14 protein-coding genes are annotated in these 16,523 nt (G+C 41.4%); 7 read left to right on the forward strand and 7 right to left on the reverse strand.

Annotation, left to right across the window (positions count from 1 at the left end):
* Nucleotides 1–267: 267 nt before the first annotated feature.
* From ybaK to dnaK, 3 genes are all read right to left on the reverse strand, one after another.
* Nucleotides 268–726, reverse strand: a complete 459-nt coding sequence (ybaK, locus tag L1D50_RS13550; protein ID WP_128726629.1) for a Cys-tRNA(Pro) deacylase — start codon at nucleotides 724–726, stop codon at nucleotides 268–270.
* Nucleotides 727–858: 132 nt separating this feature from the next.
* Nucleotides 859–1,995 carry a molecular chaperone DnaJ gene (gene dnaJ / locus L1D50_RS13555; RefSeq protein ID WP_128726630.1) on the reverse strand — a complete coding sequence of 379 codons (1,137 nt, stop codon included), beginning with the start codon at nucleotides 1,993–1,995 and terminating at the stop codon, nucleotides 859–861.
* A 153-nt stretch (nucleotides 1,996–2,148) separates the two neighbouring features.
* Nucleotides 2,149–4,071 (reverse strand): molecular chaperone DnaK, encoded by a 1,923-nt coding sequence (dnaK, locus tag L1D50_RS13560; protein ID WP_128726631.1) that lies wholly within the window; start codon nucleotides 4,069–4,071, stop codon nucleotides 2,149–2,151.
* A 262-nt stretch (nucleotides 4,072–4,333) separates the two neighbouring features.
* Here dnaK and L1D50_RS13565 point away from each other — a divergent pair, with 262 nt between their 5' ends.
* The 4 genes from L1D50_RS13565 to L1D50_RS13580 are packed head-to-tail and all read left to right on the forward strand — an operon-like array spanning nucleotide 4,334 to nucleotide 8,612.
* Nucleotides 4,334–5,128 carry a thioesterase family protein gene (locus tag L1D50_RS13565; RefSeq protein ID WP_239966221.1) on the forward strand — a complete coding sequence of 265 codons (795 nt, stop codon included), beginning with the start codon at nucleotides 4,334–4,336 and terminating at the stop codon, nucleotides 5,126–5,128.
* Between the two features lie 60 nt (nucleotides 5,129–5,188).
* Nucleotides 5,189–6,382 carry a PqiA/YebS family transporter subunit gene (locus tag L1D50_RS13570; RefSeq protein ID WP_239966222.1) on the forward strand — a complete coding sequence of 398 codons (1,194 nt, stop codon included), beginning with the start codon at nucleotides 5,189–5,191 and terminating at the stop codon, nucleotides 6,380–6,382.
* The gene (gene pqiB / locus L1D50_RS13575) at nucleotides 6,379–8,037 is read left to right on the forward strand and encodes an intermembrane transport protein PqiB (RefSeq protein WP_128726634.1); all 1,659 of its coding nucleotides are present in this window, start codon (nucleotides 6,379–6,381) and stop codon (nucleotides 8,035–8,037) included. The genes L1D50_RS13570 and pqiB overlap by 4 nt, the downstream gene beginning before the upstream one ends.
* Nucleotides 8,034–8,612 carry a PqiC family protein gene (locus tag L1D50_RS13580; protein WP_128726635.1) on the forward strand — a complete coding sequence of 193 codons (579 nt, stop codon included), beginning with the start codon at nucleotides 8,034–8,036 and terminating at the stop codon, nucleotides 8,610–8,612. Before pqiB ends, L1D50_RS13580 begins: the two co-directional genes overlap by 4 nt.
* Here L1D50_RS13580 and L1D50_RS13585 read toward each other — a convergent pair.
* The gene (locus L1D50_RS13585; protein WP_128726636.1) at nucleotides 8,607–9,116 is read right to left on the reverse strand and encodes a GNAT family N-acetyltransferase; all 510 of its coding nucleotides are present in this window, start codon (nucleotides 9,114–9,116) and stop codon (nucleotides 8,607–8,609) included. The two genes, L1D50_RS13580 and L1D50_RS13585, sit on opposite strands and share 6 nt — an antisense overlap.
* 118 nt (nucleotides 9,117–9,234) lie before the next feature.
* Nucleotides 9,235–12,120, reverse strand: a complete 2,886-nt coding sequence (locus tag L1D50_RS13590) for an insulinase family protein (RefSeq protein ID WP_239966223.1) — start codon at nucleotides 12,118–12,120, stop codon at nucleotides 9,235–9,237.
* 117 nt (nucleotides 12,121–12,237) lie between these two features.
* Between L1D50_RS13590 and L1D50_RS13595 the strand changes: the two genes are divergently transcribed.
* From L1D50_RS13595 to ushA, 3 genes are all read left to right on the forward strand, one after another.
* Entirely contained in the window at nucleotides 12,238–12,660 is a 423-nt protein-coding gene (locus L1D50_RS13595) for an MAPEG family protein (RefSeq protein ID WP_128726638.1), read from the forward strand.
* 102 nt (nucleotides 12,661–12,762) lie between these two features.
* Nucleotides 12,763–12,954 (forward strand): hypothetical protein, encoded by a 192-nt coding sequence (locus L1D50_RS13600; RefSeq protein ID WP_128726639.1) that lies wholly within the window; start codon nucleotides 12,763–12,765, stop codon nucleotides 12,952–12,954.
* 63 nt (nucleotides 12,955–13,017) lie between these two features.
* Nucleotides 13,018–14,607, forward strand: a complete 1,590-nt coding sequence (gene ushA, locus L1D50_RS13605; RefSeq protein WP_239966224.1) for a bifunctional UDP-sugar hydrolase/5'-nucleotidase UshA — start codon at nucleotides 13,018–13,020, stop codon at nucleotides 14,605–14,607.
* 49 nt (nucleotides 14,608–14,656) lie between these two features.
* Here ushA and L1D50_RS13610 read toward each other — a convergent pair whose 3' ends face one another.
* Nucleotides 14,657–15,583, reverse strand: a complete 927-nt coding sequence (locus L1D50_RS13610) for a hypothetical protein (protein ID WP_128726641.1) — start codon at nucleotides 15,581–15,583, stop codon at nucleotides 14,657–14,659.
* Nucleotides 15,573–16,223, reverse strand: a complete 651-nt coding sequence (locus L1D50_RS13615; RefSeq protein WP_345773972.1) for a PhnD/SsuA/transferrin family substrate-binding protein — start codon at nucleotides 16,221–16,223, stop codon at nucleotides 15,573–15,575. The genes L1D50_RS13610 and L1D50_RS13615 overlap by 11 nt, the downstream gene beginning before the upstream one ends.
* Nucleotides 16,224–16,523 lie beyond the last annotated feature (300 nt).

A 16,523-nucleotide genomic window follows, 5' to 3' on the forward strand; every position in this document is an offset into this window, starting at 1 on the left:
ATTAATGCCTTTCTAGCAGCCCGTTTTAGCGCTGACTGCGTTGAATTCACTTCCAATAGCCAGATATTGGTGCGTAAATTCTCCTTGCCTACAGGATGTAGGTACCTTAGCGAGAGCACGACGCGGAAGCGGTGTTTTCCCTAAAACTTTCTGGCTAGACAAGGAAAAACTAATTTATTCTTTAGAAACAATGAGTTGAAATATTTTTTATCCAAACCGCAGGTTAATAAGCAAATTGTTGAAGCTGTGCTTTTATGAAATGAAGAATTAAAAATTTGCGACTTTCGCTTTACAAATCGCTTTTATATCTGAGGGCGCAATAACCACTTCGACTCCCCGCTTACCTGCACTGACATAAATTTGCTCGAATGCTAAAGCACTCTCGTGAAGTAAAGTTGGCAGCTGTTTTTTCTGTGCAAACGGGCTTATTCCACCAATTAAATAGCCAGTAACCTTTTGCGCGATCTGATGATCTGCAAGCTGTGCTTTCTTCCCTTTACATACTTTGGCAAAAGCTTTTAAATCAACTTGTTGCGTGGCAGGAGAAACGGCTACATGCAATTCACCATCAACGTCAATCAACAGTGTTTTGAACACTTTTTCTCGGTCTAGATTGAGCTTTTTCGCAGCTTCATTAGCAAAATCATGATCGTTAGGGTCGTGCTCAAATTGCAGCACTTGGAACGCCACTTTCGCCTTCTTAAGTAGATTTATTGCAGGTGTCATTACAAACTCCGTTTAGCAGGCATCAGTTATATCAAGAAATAAAGATTCATGCTATCGCCTTGCGATAAGGCGCACCAATCGCCAAAACAAAAATGCCCGCTATCGCAGCGGGCATTTTCAAACAAGTTCGGGTTACTTGGTCAAGTCATCAAAGAACTTCTTAACGCCGTCGAAAAAGCCTTGAGCTTTAGGGCGATTCTTACCGTTGTTTTCACCCATAGACTCTTCAAACTCTTGAAGAAGCACTTTTTGGCGCTCGTTCAAGTTTACTGGCGTTTCTAGGACAACTTTACAAATTAAGTCACCTACCGCACCACTGCGCACAGACTTAACGCCTTTACCACGCATACGGAACATTTTGCCTGTTTGACTTTCTGATGGAATTTTCAGTTTCGCACGGCCATCTAAGGTCGGTACTTCAATCTCACCACCTAGTGCCGCCGTTGTGAAGCTAATTGGCACTTCACAATATAAGTTATTGCCATCGCGTACAAAAATTGGGTGCTCTTTCACACTCACTTGTACATATAGGTCACCAGCTGGCGCACCATGTGCACCCGCTTCGCCTTCTCCAGATAAGCGAACTCTGTCACCCGTATCAACCCCGGCTGGGATCTTAACATTAAGTGTCTTCGTTTTCTCTACACGGCCCTGTCCGTGGCAACTGTTACACGGGTCTGAAATGATCTGACCTGTACCCTGACAGGTTGGACAAGTTTGTTGTACCGCAAAGAAGCCTTGACGCATTTGTACTTGACCTGCACCATGACAGGTTGTACAAGTTTTAGGCTTAGAACCGGCTTTCGCACCACTACCATCACATGGTTTACAGCTCACCCAAGTTGGCACTTGGATATCAACTTCTTTCCCACGTACCGCTTCTTCAAGACTTAACTCTAGGTTATATCTTAAATCCGCACCACGCTGTTGTCTTGATTGACGACGACCACCGCCGCCACCAAAGATATCACCGAATACGTCCCCAAAAATATCGCCGAAGTCGCCAGCGCCGCCAAATCCACCATGACCAGCACCACCACCTTGTTCGAAAGCTGCATGGCCGTATTGATCATACATCTGGCGTTTTTGACTATCAGTCAATATCTCGTAAGCTTCTTTTACTTCTTTGAATTTCGCTTCGAGTTCAGCGTTACCAGCAGTACGATCAGGGTGATATTTCATTGCAAGGCGTTTATACGCCTTTTTAATGTCACGTTCACTGGCGTCTCTCGCAACACCTAATACTTCATAATAGTCAGGTTTAGACATTTTTATCACACTACTCTTTCTTGGCAACTTACATCGTTGCAAACTCTGCCGAGCCCTGTCGCTTGCAAATTAATGCCAGACAACAGTCTAATTTATAAACACGTAGGGCGCGACAAGCCATACAGCCAGCGCGCCCTCCTTCAAGACCTACGATTACTTGTCGTCTTTAACTTCTTCAAATTCAGCGTCAACTACGTCGTCGTCTTTTTTCGCTGAACCTTGTTGGGCACCTGCATCACCGCCAGCTTGTTGAGCCTGCGCTTTTGCTTGAGCGATTTCCATAAGCTTCTGAGATTTCTCTGCTAGTGCTTGTGTCTTAGCATCGATTTCTTCTTTGCTGTCGCCCTTGATTGCCGTTTCTAGCTCGCCAAGTGCAGCTTCAATTGCTGTCTTGTCATCAGCTGGAAGGTCGTCACCCGCTTCTTCAACTTGTTTGCGTGTAGCATGAACAAGCGCATCAGCTTGGTTACGAGCGCCAACTAGCTCTTCAAACTTTTTGTCCTCTTCAGCATTTGCTTCTGCATCACGTACCATTTTCTCTACTTCATCGTCACTTAGACCTGAAGAAGCTTGGATTGTGATCTTCTGCTCTTTACCTGTATCTTTGTCTTTCGCAGATACGTGTAAGATACCATCTGCATCCACATCAAAAGTAACTTCGATTTGTGGCACACCACGTTGCGCCGGGCGAATACCTTCTAGGTTGAATTGACCTAGAGATTTATTATCGCTTGAACGTTTACGCTCACCTTGTAGTACGTGAATTGTTACTGCTGACTGATTGTCTTCTGCTGTTGAGAAAGTTTGCGACTTTTTAGTAGGAATAGTCGTGTTTTTCTCGATTAGCGCAGTCATTACTTGACCCATAGTCTCAATACCTAGAGATAGAGGACAAACGTCAAGTAGTAGTACGTCTTTCACGTCACCCGCAAGTACACCACCTTGAACAGCAGCACCAACCGCTACCGCTTCATCAGGGTTTACGTCTTTACGAGGCTCTTTACCGAAGAACTCTGCAACTTTCTTCTGTACAAGTGGCATACGTGTTTGACCACCAACTAGGATGATATCATTGATGTCGCTTACAGAAAGATCAGCATCTGCTAGTGCACGTTTTAGCGGCTCGATTGATTGCGCAACTAAGTCTTCAACTAGTGACTCAAGTTTTGCACGAGTTAGCTTAACGTTCATGTGCTTAGGACCTGTTGCATCAGCAGTAACATAAGGTAGATTTACCTCAGTTTGCTGTGCAGAAGACAGCTCGATCTTCGCTTTTTCTGCTGCTTCCTTAACACGCTGCATCGCTAGCGGATCAGTTTTTAGGTCGATGCCTTGGTCTTTCTTAAATTCTGCAACTAGGTAGTTGATAACGCGGTTATCAAAGTCTTCACCACCTAAGTGAGTGTCACCGTTAGTTGCTAGAACTTCAAACGTGTGCTCGCCTTCAACTTCATCAATCTCGATGATTGAGATATCGAATGTACCACCACCTAAGTCGTATACTGCAACAACGTTGTCACCTTGTTTCTTATCCATGCCGTAAGCAAGTGCTGCGGCTGTTGGCTCATTGATGATACGCTTAACTTCAAGACCTGCAATACGACCAGCATCTTTAGTTGCTTGACGCTGTGAATCGTTGAAATATGCAGGAACAGTGATAACGGCTTCTGTTACTGCCTCACCAAGGAAATCTTCAGCTGTTTTCTTCATTTTCTTAAGAACTTCAGCTGAGATCTGAGGTGCAGCTCTTTTCTCACCACGTACCTCAACCCAAGCGTCGCCGTTGTCCGCTTTTACGATGTTGAAAGGCATGATGCTAAGGTCACGCTGTACTTCTTCATCTTCAAAACGACGACCAATTAGACGCTTGATAGCATAAAGTGTGTTTTTAGGGTTAGTTACCGCCTGGCGTTTCGCTGGCTGACCTACAAGTGTTTCACCATCATCTGTAAATGCGATAACAGAAGGAGTTGTGCGGTCGCCCTCAGCATTCTCAATAACGCGCGGCTTATCACCATCAAGTACTGCTACACAAGAGTTAGTAGTACCTAAATCGATTCCAATAATTTTACCCATGAATCATCTCCGACTTCAAAATTCGTTGTTCAGTTAGTTGATTTGATAAATAAGGTCACCGATTTGTAATTCAAGCGTCACAACTAAAAAAAAATGAAAAAAATTGAAATTTTTTTGCTTTTCGAACGTTTCGGTCAAAAAAGCACCCTTAATTGCTTATTTTGAAACAAGTGAAGAAGAAAATACGATGTATTTGACGCTTGATTACCTGGTTAGACCAGTTATGCTAAGTGCAACATAATAAAGAATGAGAAATGACAACATGACGTTTGATGAAATTATTCAGTCGGAGCATTTACAGCAAGCGCAAACACAAATGACGTTTCCTGCAAGTTGGTGTCAAGGCCGTACTGCGTTTGGCGGACTGTCTGCTGCAATCGCGGTGCAAAGCATGAAGCATCAACTGACAGAGCCTCGTAGATTGCTCTCTGTGAGTGTAAACTTTGTAGGGCCGCTGCTAGAAGGCACACCATTTACAGTTGCAACTACCATTCTGCGTAGCGGAAAAAATGCAACGCAAATGCAGACGCAGCTGATCCAATCAGGCAAAGTTTGTCTTATTGCTATCGGTTGTTTTGGCAAGGATAGAGAATCCGCTATCCAAGTTACAAATGTCGATATCCCTACTCTTTCAGCTGTTAATCCAAAGGCAGTTCTTCCATACCAAGAAGGTGTGATGCCTGCATTTTTCCAGCATGTCTCGCTCAATGCTCAGCAAGGCGCTTTGCCATTTTCCGGTGCACCATCTTCAAACCTAGGTGGCTGGATGCGATTTAAAGCACAAACTACATCGGTGAATGAACTACATACACTGGCTCTTGCTGATTCATGGCCGCCAACATTACTTCAGATGTGTAAAGCGCCAAGCCCCGCCAGCAGTATGTCTTGGTACATAGAGTTTTTGTGTGATATTTCACTCGACTCAGAGTCTTGGCTGGGCTTTGAAGCCGTTACTCACCATAGCCAAAATGGTTATGGTATCGAAGATGCAAAAATTTGGTCGCAAGATGGCAAGCTGCTCGCCCTAAGTCGCCAAACCGTCGCAGTATTTGATTAACATTGATAAATTTGGGCACATCAAGCAAACTAGCATAAAAGGAAATCAACGGATTTTTGTGTGATTACAGCTTGCCCTGAATGCGATACGCTTGTTGAAATAGACTCTATCGAGTCCCAAAAGCGTGCGGTGTGCCCAAACTGTCGATGCGTCTTATGCCATGTACAAGGACGCCAAAACCAATTAGTACAAGCCTTCAGCTTTTCTGCTTTATTATTCTTATTCGCAAGCTTATTTCCAGACTTTATTTCCTACACGCAACACGGTATCACTCAAGTTGTGAGCCTCTGGCAAGCGCTCATATTGTTAGCTGAACATTACAGCTATTTTCTCGCTGGATTATTTGCCTTCACTATTTTAGTTATGCCTGTTGCCGTATGCTCGTTGCTAATACTTGCACACACCGAGTATTGGCAAATCATCAATGCGCACAATGCTAGGCATTTAGCAAAATTACTCTCAGCACTAAAACCGCTTAATCTCACCGATATATTTTTAGTAGCCGTGCTCGTGAGCGCTTTTAAATTAATGTCTTTCGCTGAATTGGAGATGGGCCTTGGATTTTGGGCTTATATTTTATTCGTTTTGTGTTTTATTGAAGCCCTCTCACTTTTTGATCACGAGTATATGTGGCGTAATCAGACTCAATGTAATCGTCACTTAGTGGAACCGAACAATTTATCTTCCACGCTAAAACGTTGCAAGGTTTGTGGCTTTTTGGGGGAAGGTGAAAAGTGTCAGCGCTGCTACGCCAAACTAAAATACCGAAAGTCTCAATCTACGCAAAAAAGCTTAGCTTGGATGCTCACCAGCGTCGTGCTACTTGTGCCAGCTAATTTTCTACCCATCATGGATACCATTAGTCTTGGGCTTCATACGCCTGCGACTATTTTTTCAGGCGTTCAAGTGCTTTGGGAAGCCGGTTCTTACCCCGTCGCAACACTTATTTTTCTCGCAAGTATATGTATTCCTATCGCAAAAGCGTTACTATTGAGTTACTTACTAGTAAGAGTTAAAAAACCCAAAGACCCAATCACAGCAACAAAAGTGTACCGCTTACTCGAATTCATTGGCCGCTGGTCCATGATTGATGTGTTTGTAGTGATTATTTTAGTGTCTCTGGTGCAACTTGGTACGGTGCTAAATGTAGAACCAGAAATTGGTATCGTGTTTTTTACTTTGATGGTGCTTTGCCAAATCGCTGCCGTTAATAGTTTTGATCCAAGATTATTGTGGGATAAAAATAATCAATGACTACTCAAGCTGATATAGAAGACAAACCAAAGTTTTCAGTGATATGGATTATTCCAATTATCGCGTTGCTCATCACAGGCTGGATGTTATATCAACATCAGGCAAATAAAGGCCACACTATTTTTATAAAAATGACTGATGCAGATGGCATTATTGCCGGCAAAACTGAAGTGAGAGTAAAAAGCGTTAAAGTCGGGTTAGTGGAGTCGTTAAAGCTTGAATTAACACAAAACGCTGTGGTTGCAAAAGTTAGGATTTTGCAGCCCTATCGTGATTTATTGGCTGAAGACTCTTCGTTTTGGGTAGTAAAACCTCGAATTGACGAATCCGGCATCTCAGGCATGAATACGTTACTCTCTGGCGTATATATAGAGCTTTCTCCTGGTGAAGCAAAAACACGCTCGAGCATCTTCACCTTAATGGATGAGCCTGCATTAATTGGCTCAGAGGTACACGGAAAACGTTATCAACTTGTGGCTTCTGATGCTGAAGTTTTAGACGTTGGATCCAGTATTTTTTTCCGCAATTATAAAGTGGGTCAAGTTGAGTCAGCGCATTTTAGTGTTGAAAGCTTGAAAATGGAGTACGGTATTTTTATCTATTCGCCGTACGATACGCTCATCACAGATAATGCTATTTTCTGGGTGAGTTCCGGTATTGATTTTAAGCTATCAACAGAGGGCGTTGAAGTTTCGACAGGATCACTGGCAAAAATGATCAAGGGTGGGATTTCTGTTGACTATCCACCAACTATGCCGAGCGGCACAGTAGCGCTCGAAAATAAAACCTACGCTCTACACAAAAACTTTTCGATGGCTTTAGAACAGCGATTTGACCATTTTGATTATTACCTTATTGAGTTTGAGCAATCAATTCGGGGTCTTCGAGCTGGTGCACCAGTTGAGTACCGAGGTATGCGTATTGGCACCATAGAACAAGTACCAGCAACCGGTGTTAGTGACGATCGGCCCTTATACTTTCAGCAAAACAACACCTCCGTACCTGTATTGGTTAAAATTGAGTATGGCCGCATCTATGAGGACGCACAGCTTGCACAAGCATATTGGTCAGAAAATATAGACAAATGGATTAGCAGTGGTCTTAGAGCATCACTAAAAAGTGGCAATTTGTTAACAGGTGCTGTATATATAGAGTTAGACTTCTATCCAAATGCGGAAGTAGTTAGTTCAGACAAAGCAACTATTTATCCCGTATTACCGAGTGTTCCAAGCGGTATTACGGCACTTTCTGAACAAGTCACGAGCTTATTGAACAAGTTAAATGGGTTACCTCTTGAAACAACTGTTAAGGAGTTAGAGGGTGCCCTTCAGCAACACAGGTTACTAGCAATGGAAATGAATCAACTCGTAGAGTCTATCAATAATAATAAATTAACAGACAAGGTTGGCAGTAATTTAACAAGCTTAAAAGATACGCTTAGCCAGCTCACCTCAAGCCTAAAGCAGTTTGAGCAAACCATGACACAGTACCAAAAAGGCTCGGGTGTTATGGATCAGCTCAGTAATACCCTCGAAGAACTTGAAAGTCTGTCCAATCGCTTAAAACCTATTTCCAAAGGGCTGAATGAACAACCGAATATGCTTATTTTTAATAAAGAAAGTGGCGCGGATCCGCTACCGAGGAAGAATAAATGAAATCGGGGTTAGTGACTTTTCTGGTGCTATTATTTTTAACGGGCTGTATTACCAACCCTTCGCAGCCCGTCAACTATTATCAGTTAGAAGCTCAAAGTATAGAAAACAAACAAAACGCTGAGCTTAATCAGATACTTTTGATTGATAAAGTTCAATTAATTGAATTGTTCGATCAACAAGCATTAGTGCAATATCAACCAGAGAACAAAGTAAATATCGCTAACTTTCACTTTTGGGCTCAGCCACCTTCCGATATGTTGACATGGAACTTAGTCAATTCATTAAATGCCACCAACAAGACCACTGTAATGAAAAGCGATAAGTTTTATCGTAATACGCAAGAGCATCAACGCCTAGTTGTAGAAATTAATGAGTTTGCGGGACACTTTGAAAAAGGCGCTGTAATGAGTGGGACTTGGTATCTTTATCAGTACAAAGAAGGGAGCTATCAGCTAACTCAAGTGCAGCCATTCCAATTTGCAACAGCTCTTGAGCAGGATGGCTTTAGCGCACTGGTGGCGGCACATCAGAGAAATTTTTCTCAACTAACGACACAAATAAGTCAGCAATTATAATTGGCACCTAAATACGACTACGGGTGTAAAATCGTCATCAATTATTATTTTGCCAACAGGCCTAAATCCTGCCTTACTGAGCAGATTCATGCTAGCTGTATTACTCTCTAATGTGATAGCGCTCAGCTTCGGGTGGCTCTCTTCTGATCTAACATATTCCATTAGCAATCTGGCGGCCTCGGAAGCATAACCCTTGCCAGTAAAATCATCTAAAAACGCATAACCTAGGTCCGGAATATTAAAAAAGGGTCTTTGATACAGGCCACACACGCCAATACTCGTATTGCTGCTTGCTTCTACCACGATGTAAGCTGCAGGTGTGCCAATTTGATAGGGAATAAGATAAGCTTGCTCGATATGCTCCTCAGCTTGTTGTTGCGTTTTTATACCTTTATCCCTGATATTATCGATAAAGCTTTTTTGATTCAAAAGCCTAAGTAAAAATCCCGCATCATTTAAATTTGCCTTTCTTAAAAATACCCTTTCTCCTGTCGCAATCTTCATCTAGTCTCCGAAAATATCTAAATAAACTTCCATTGTTACTTTAGCATTTACACAAGCGAATAAAAAAGCTGGGAAACGAATTAGCCCAGCTTTTGATTACTATTGAAATATCAACAGGCTACTGTTGGTATTTGACGTTTTTGTACATTTGTTCAACTGAGTTTAGCTTAGTTTGCTTCGGTAAATCTGCAAATGGCTCGGCTTGGAACTTAGCGCCACGTAATTGAATATTGAGTCTAGCAGCATCGGGGTTCATTACAGTTTGCTGATAGTACGCTTTAATATCTTCTAATGTGACCGCTTCAACTGCAGCAACTAGCTTAGCTTCAGAGTCAAATGCCATATTTTCTTTGAACCAATCGCCCATTAACGGTTGTAGCTCTTCAGAAAGATTTTTTGGCTCTTCAGTTAATGAGACTAGCACTGCATTTTTTAACTGCTCGAAAGTCGTCTTATCTAGCGCTGCTAAATCTTTAGCGTATTCATCTTTATACGCGTCAAAGCGAGCTTGCATACTCTTAGCATCTTTTACCGGTGTCTGAATATAAAAGCCTAGCGCTGAATACTCGTCAATAGCGACGCTCGTTGCACCAACTGCATACGCCAGCTGCTCTTCAGTTCTCAGACGTTCAAATGCCGCCGTTCTTAAGTGCCCTTGAAGCACCATCGCCGCCGCCTTTTGCGCATAGCCTTTAATTGGGTGCACTGCAAAATCGATTACAGCGACATCTGCAACATCAATGTCTTGCTGCCATACGAGTGTCTGATTTTGCTCTGGTTGCCAATATTTAGCACGTGCATACTCAGTCACTTTTTGGCGTTTGGGCAGTGCATTATCAAGCGTCTCTTTTACCGTTTGTAAATCCGCTTTATCGTAGTTGCCATAAGCAAAAACACGAACTTGGTTATTCGTTAGAATTTGATTTTGCACTTTATATAAATCGGACAAAGTCAAAGACTTAGCCGCTGATATCAATGCAGAATCATCATAACTTCCTGAACGGATAAGTTTTTGATAAACACCGAAAGCTTGTCTGAATGGAAATTCTTTTTCTTGATTTTTAATGCCACGTACGTAACGATCAATGGCTTGGTCAAATGCTCGTTTATTCGTTTCTACACGAATACCAGATAGCGCATCCTTTAACAATAAAGCTTGCTTATCAGTAAAGCCTGAAATATCTAGCATAACCCCATTTGCGGGAGTCAGTCCAAGATGCATACCCGCAATACTGGCTTCCGTCATTAGCTTTGCTTTATCCAAACGGTATAAATCAGCCCAAATCGACAGTGCAACCTCAGTTTTAATGTCTTTTAATGGACTTGGGTTATTGACGTAAATTTTCAGACTACCCTTAGGCTGTTGATAGAAACGCTCACTCGCAGCATGCCAAACTGTTACGCCATCAGCGTCAATCACCTTCTGAACGCCCTTTTTCGCATCGTCTGCCGATGTTTTTAGTGCGAAGTTTTCAGGTAGCAAGGTATTTACACTAGGAAGTGCTAAATCGAAATTTGCCTCTTCTTTCCATTTATCAAAATCGCTACGCTTTAAGTCTACAATCTGATATTCACCATCATAGAAGTGTAGTTTTGCATTAGTAGGTTCATCTTTACTGATATACCATACTCGCAATTGCTCGGGTGTTAGTTGTTCCAAGACGGCCTTGACGGCGTTAGCATCAAACTGTGCATAGTAGTAGCTCGCATTGATAGCATGGTTCATTGGGTAATCCTGCATGCTACCTGCAAGGTTACTAACGTAACCAAACTCATCGCCCTTCTCTAAAAACCTAAATTGATTATTTAGCGATGTTTGAATTTCCTTAAAGTAACGGCTGTCGACTCCTTTATCACGGATCATATCGATATAATCCAGTACCGTACCTGTAATTAACTCACGTTGCTTTAAGCCCTCATCGGTTAACTGAATATCAATCTGTAATGTGCCGTAGTTACCGTAGCTGTTTGGTGTCGCGAATGCGCTTAACGATGAAATTAAACCTTTATCTTTTAGTACTTGAGCAGGGCTTCCGGCCATTTCATTACTTAGAAGATAAGTAATGAAATAATTTGGCTTAACCGCAAACGCACTTGCGTTGTTTTTGATAGTAAAGTCAAGCTGTAAAGTCTTAACGTCTTCATTCGGTTTATAATGGACCAGCTTTTGTCCAACGTTATCGAAGTTAAGCGATTGTTTAACCTCTGGCTTCTCGATGTTTTTATTCTTAATTGTCGTGAAGTGCTTTTTCGCTTTGGCCTCCATCTGCTCAATCGGCTCGTTAGAAATCATGGCTAACTTCATGATATTCGCAGAGTAGTACTTATCATAAAAAGCAACGGTCTCTTGATGCAGTTTACTGTCTTCTTTATCTCCTAACGTTTCTAGGTTGCCGATAAGAAAGCGGTTAGCGGGATGGTCACCCATCATGTTTCGTGCAAGCTTAAATTGACCAAAAAAGTCCATTTCACGACGCATGGACCACTCTGCGTTGACTGCGTTTTTTTCTTTTTCTGTGTATTCAGGGTAAAGCTTTGGAGATTTAAAAAAGTCGGAGAATCTGTCTAACGCCTCGTCATAGGCATCGTTGTTCACTTTGAACATATAGTTAGTAATATCCAGCCAAGTGTATGCATTATGCGCCCCACCGTTTTTGGTCATAAACTCAGAATAACCTTTACTGTCTGGATATTTTTCTGTACCAAGGAATAGCATATGTTCAAGATAGTGTGCCATTCCTTGTTGGGACATCGGGTCATGAAGTAGACCTACGCCAACGCTCAGCGCTGCCGCAGACTTTGATACCGACGGATCTGATACCAAGATAACATCAATACCATTTTCCAAAGTTAGCGTTTGATATTGTCTATCATCATTTGGACTCACGACAAGCTGCTCTGAAAGGAGGCTCTGAACGCTGCCAGAATTATTAAGCGATGATGTTGTGCTACATCCAGTCAAAACTGCTAAGGTAAGCGTACTGATCGCGAATAGCTTTTTCATAAAACAATCCATTCTTGTGATAATTACTTTTTAAGACCAGACTATCATCGTCATTCAACTAAGCTTTTGCAATATAGAAATTTTTTGTTTTGTAACACATCGTAAATTGGAGGGATCATGCAAATATCTATTTATCTATTACTTGCCGCGTTATTTTTACAAACTCTGTTAACCTTAACCATCATGGTGATTATGGGTAAACGCCGCTTTAAAGCAGTGCGAGAAAAACAGATCCAGTTTGACCAATTCAAAACCATGGCGCTGGACAATGGGCCAGAAGAAGTCATATTGGCATCCAGAAACTTTACTAATCAATTCGAAATTCCCGTATTGTTTTTTGTTGTTTCTCTTACCGCACTCGCGATGAAACTCGTTACCTTGTGGTTCAGTACTTTCGCTCTACTGTTTGTAATTAGCCGTATTGCACATACTTATGTTCATATCGGTAGCAATCACCTCAGAACACGTTTTCGCCTCTACCTTGTGGGTTGTATCTTTATTATTCTTCAGTGGATCACATTAATTTTAACACTTATATAACTAAAAACTATAAAAACACCATTTGTTTTATCTAATTGTTCTTTTCTACTTGACTCAGTTTGTTAGCATGGCGATGGTTAAAAGAACAACAGGGGCACATAGATGAAACAGGATAATGATATCTGCGATTTTGGACTTCATGCAGGAGAACCATACTCAACTCTGCCAGCGAGCTTTTTAAACTGGATGATAGAAACAGGTCATGCAAAATGTGAGTTTGCAAAGTTTGAACTAGACAGAAGAGTATCTGCAGTTGCACAAAACGCCAGAAAATATAGCAATTTTGAGTGTTAGCACTATTAAAATAATTCTAATGTTCTAGAATACGCGCATAATTTATCAAATAGTTTCTAAATTATGCGCAACTTACTTATTCTTTCCACGGCTGTGCTATTATCGGCGTGCCATTTTTCCTCCCCAAAGCAATCGCAACAAGCAGAATACTTGACCGTATTACACACTAACGATAATCATGGTCGTTTTTGGCAAAATGAAAAAGGTGAATATGGCATGGCTGCCAGAAAAACCTTAATTGACCAATTAAAAGGCGATGCCGAGAGAGCAGGTCATGCCGTTATATTGCTTTCTGGCGGCGATATAAACACGGGTGTACCAGAATCTGATTTACAATTTGCTGAACCTGATTTTAGAGGAATGAGCAGGCTGGGTTATGATGCCATGGCGATTGGTAACCATGAATTTGACAACACACGAGATGTACTAGCCAAACAAATTGAGTGGGCAAACTTCCCTGTACTATCAGCAAATATTCTTGATAATACAAATCAAGTGCCTGCATACGAGCCTTACACGATTATTGAACGTGCAGGATTGACCATTGCCGTACTTGGACTTACCACAACTGATACCGTCAAAATTGCCAATCCAAAACATGTTCATGGTTTGACTTTTATTGAACCTTTAGCAGCCACAGAAAACTGGGTTCCTAAGATCAAAGCCAAATATCAGCCAGATGTGATGATAGCTGTGACACACATGGGTCACTATCACGGTGCTAATCATGGGATCAATGCACCTGGTGATGTAACGCTCGCACGCCAACTTCCGACTGGTATGCTTGATTTGATAGTCGGTGGACACTCTCAAGAGCCGGTCTGTGTAGATGACAATGGTAACGCGGATATTGCATTTGCTCCTGGTAAAACATGTAAGCCGGATAAGCAAAATGGTGTTTGGATTATGCAAGCACATGAGTGGGGTAAGTATGTAGGCAAAGCCGTTTTTAGGCTTGATGGTGATACCAAAACCTTGATCAGCTACAACTTGATCCCAGTAAACTTAAAAGACAAATCCGGAGCAGTTATTGGCGCAACTATTCAAGAAGATCCGCAAATGCTTGCTTTCTTAAAGCCGTTTCAAGAAAAAGGACAAGCACAAATTGCTGGCGCTGTGGGATACGTTGATAGTTTCTTAGATGGGCGTCGCAGTACAGTTAGATTTAAGCAAAGCAATCTAGCTGATTTAATCATTAACGCGCAAATGGCAGCTGTTGAAGCAGATTTTGGCATTATTAGCGGTGGCGGGATCCGAGATAGTATTGAGCAAGGTGATGTGAGTTACAAAGATGTACTGAAAGTTCACCCTTTTAAAAATCGTATTACGTACATAGATTGGAAGGCCAGCGACCTTATTGACTATTTAGATATTGTCGCTAAGTTCCCACCTGACTCTGGTGCTTACTTACAGTTCCACCATATCACGTTTGACATTAAGAACAATAAAGTAACCAATGTGCGCATAGCGGGCAAACCATTGACTGACAGTAAAACCTATCGTATGAGTGTGAATAGCTATAACGCATCTGGTGGTGACGGTTATCCAAAGATTAATCACCTTCCAGAATACACTGCGACAGACCTTACTGATGCACAGGTCTTAAAAGATTACTTCCAAAAGAACAGCCCAATAAAGGCTGTAGATTTATAAAAAGGCAACCCTGTAGAGCGGTGTAACGCACCGCCTACAGCAATCTATCTTATTTACCAATAATCTCAATATCTGATTTTTTCACTCCACTCAGTCCATAACTATGCAGCTTAGAACGTGAGCCCTCTCCGTGTGCTTTAGGGGGGTAGAAAAGCACCTTTTTCTCTGGAAATGCTTCTAGTACCTCATCAAGCGCAGCTCTGATTTCACTTAGTGTTTTCTCGAGGCTATTGGTAAAATTAGGTCTTTTTCTAATAGTATGACCAAGCTCAACCAAACGGTAAAAGTATTTATCAGCGAGTTCCAATAATTCATTTGGCATTTCTTTATTTTGATTGAGAACAGTATCGGGATTTGCATCACAAAATTCAACAAGTGCCAAATAGAAGCATAATGGCTTATTAGCAAGCTGGACGCTTACTAGTTTATCTCTATTCGTCGTCACTGTTTTTGAATACAAATCAATAACGAGCTTAAATTCAGGTAAATTTTCTAGTGTAGTGTTTAAATTTACTCTCGATTCAGTAGCCTTTCTACTCACCCAGTTAAATACCGCGACGCCGATAAGTGCCATAATCAGAGGAAAAATATAGGTAGATTTTGGTTTGGTGTCATCTACTACAACCGCCACATAGAAGTTTCTATGTGGCGCAGATAAAGTGAGTAACTCGCTTTTTTCTCCCAGCCCTGCTCCGGACGTATTAATATCGAGAACAGTTAAACGGGCACCTTGTGCTTCCAAAACAAGATTTAGAGAGTTTATATATTCTCTTAACTCTGTTTCATTGCCAGCATAATGTAAAAAAGGATCCGCAACAGGTAAACGATTCATATCAATAGCAACACGAAGTGCAACCGCTTCTTTTTGTTGCTTCAAAACACGCTTAGTTTCTATGCTTTGAGAAATGTAAAAAATGCCGCTAAACAATAATGCCAAAGCAATAAAAATGGATATATTACGCTGGCTAATGTCCATCTTCTTCTCCAACAAAGCCATAAGGTAAGGCTTCACATTGCCAGTATCTATCTACCTTATCAAAGTAACTAGATGTTCTTAATTGCGCTACTTGGTTAATAACTCCTTGCATTGCACAAGCCAAATCAGTGTTATTGTTGCTCATTTTTAAATACCATTTACTTCCACTGACATTATTTGCAATTGGCGTTATGTAATTCTTAGAGAAGCGTTTATCATCTTCTTCGGACCAGTAAGATGCAATAATATCGACTTCGCCAGCCGCTAACCGATCACGGAGTGCTTGATGCGAGCTCAAATAGGTAATATCGAGCGCATTAATATCTATATCTAATTCTTTAAACGCACTTTTGGGTAATATATGACCAGAGCGGCTTGTAGGATAGTCAAGCAAACCTATTTTTTTATCTAAGAAATAAGATTTAGATAGTCGGGGTTTTTCTGTGTTTGAAATGAAAAAGGCTGAATAGGCCGGATACCCTATGACAGGCTTATAACTATGCGTTGATTCAGCCATCAGAGCCGACATGATATTATCTTTCGTTAAAATAAGATCGGCGATCCCCTTTGCTAAGAATTCAATTTGTTCAGCTAAGCTCCCTCCCCAGTACACTTTCACTTGTCCATACTGTCTGGTCACAACCTCATCCTCACAGGCTCGAACTAATACATCTAACGCAAGACTCTTAATCGGAACATGTATTTTCAAAGTATTGATATTAGACACTGAACGTGTTTTGCAGGTATTTGAGTACTGAACAACAGGATCAAGAATGAGGGGCTTTGCCGATATTAATCGAGCCCCTAAAACCCAGCACAATAATGCGCTTATAAACAACAAAGATACAATTGTTGATTTACCAGTCAAAATGTTACTATGTATCACTAATTGGAATAACCTACCCTTTCTTGACTTCTATTAGATCAATTTTCTTTACTC

Source organism: Pseudoalteromonas sp. Isolate6, from assembly GCF_022398435.1.
GTDB lineage: Bacteria > Pseudomonadota > Gammaproteobacteria > Enterobacterales > Alteromonadaceae > Pseudoalteromonas > Pseudoalteromonas galatheae.

Coding starts and splice junctions, on each gene's coding strand:
- L1D50_RS13580 (WP_128726635.1), top strand. CDS start 8,034: ATGAAATCGGGGTTAGTGACTTTTCTGGTGCTATTATTTTTAACGGGC.
- L1D50_RS13600 (WP_128726639.1), top strand. CDS start 12,763: ATGAAACAGGATAATGATATCTGCGATTTTGGACTTCATGCAGGAGAA.
- ybaK (WP_128726629.1), bottom strand. CDS start 726: ATGACACCTGCAATAAATCTACTTAAGAAGGCGAAAGTGGCGTTCCAA.
- dnaK (WP_128726631.1), bottom strand. CDS start 4,071: ATGGGTAAAATTATTGGAATCGATTTAGGTACTACTAACTCTTGTGTA.
- L1D50_RS13585 (WP_128726636.1), bottom strand. CDS start 9,116: ATGAAGATTGCGACAGGAGAAAGGGTATTTTTAAGAAAGGCAAATTTA.
- L1D50_RS13590 (WP_239966223.1), bottom strand. CDS start 12,120: ATGAAAAAGCTATTCGCGATCAGTACGCTTACCTTAGCAGTTTTGACT.
- L1D50_RS13610 (WP_128726641.1), bottom strand. CDS start 15,583: ATGGACATTAGCCAGCGTAATATATCCATTTTTATTGCTTTGGCATTA.
- L1D50_RS13565 (WP_239966221.1), top strand. CDS start 4,334: ATGACGTTTGATGAAATTATTCAGTCGGAGCATTTACAGCAAGCGCAA.
- ushA (WP_239966224.1), top strand. CDS start 13,018: ATGCGCAACTTACTTATTCTTTCCACGGCTGTGCTATTATCGGCGTGC.
- L1D50_RS13595 (WP_128726638.1), top strand. CDS start 12,238: ATGCAAATATCTATTTATCTATTACTTGCCGCGTTATTTTTACAAACT.
- pqiB (WP_128726634.1), top strand. CDS start 6,379: ATGACTACTCAAGCTGATATAGAAGACAAACCAAAGTTTTCAGTGATA.
- dnaJ (WP_128726630.1), bottom strand. CDS start 1,995: ATGTCTAAACCTGACTATTATGAAGTATTAGGTGTTGCGAGAGACGCC.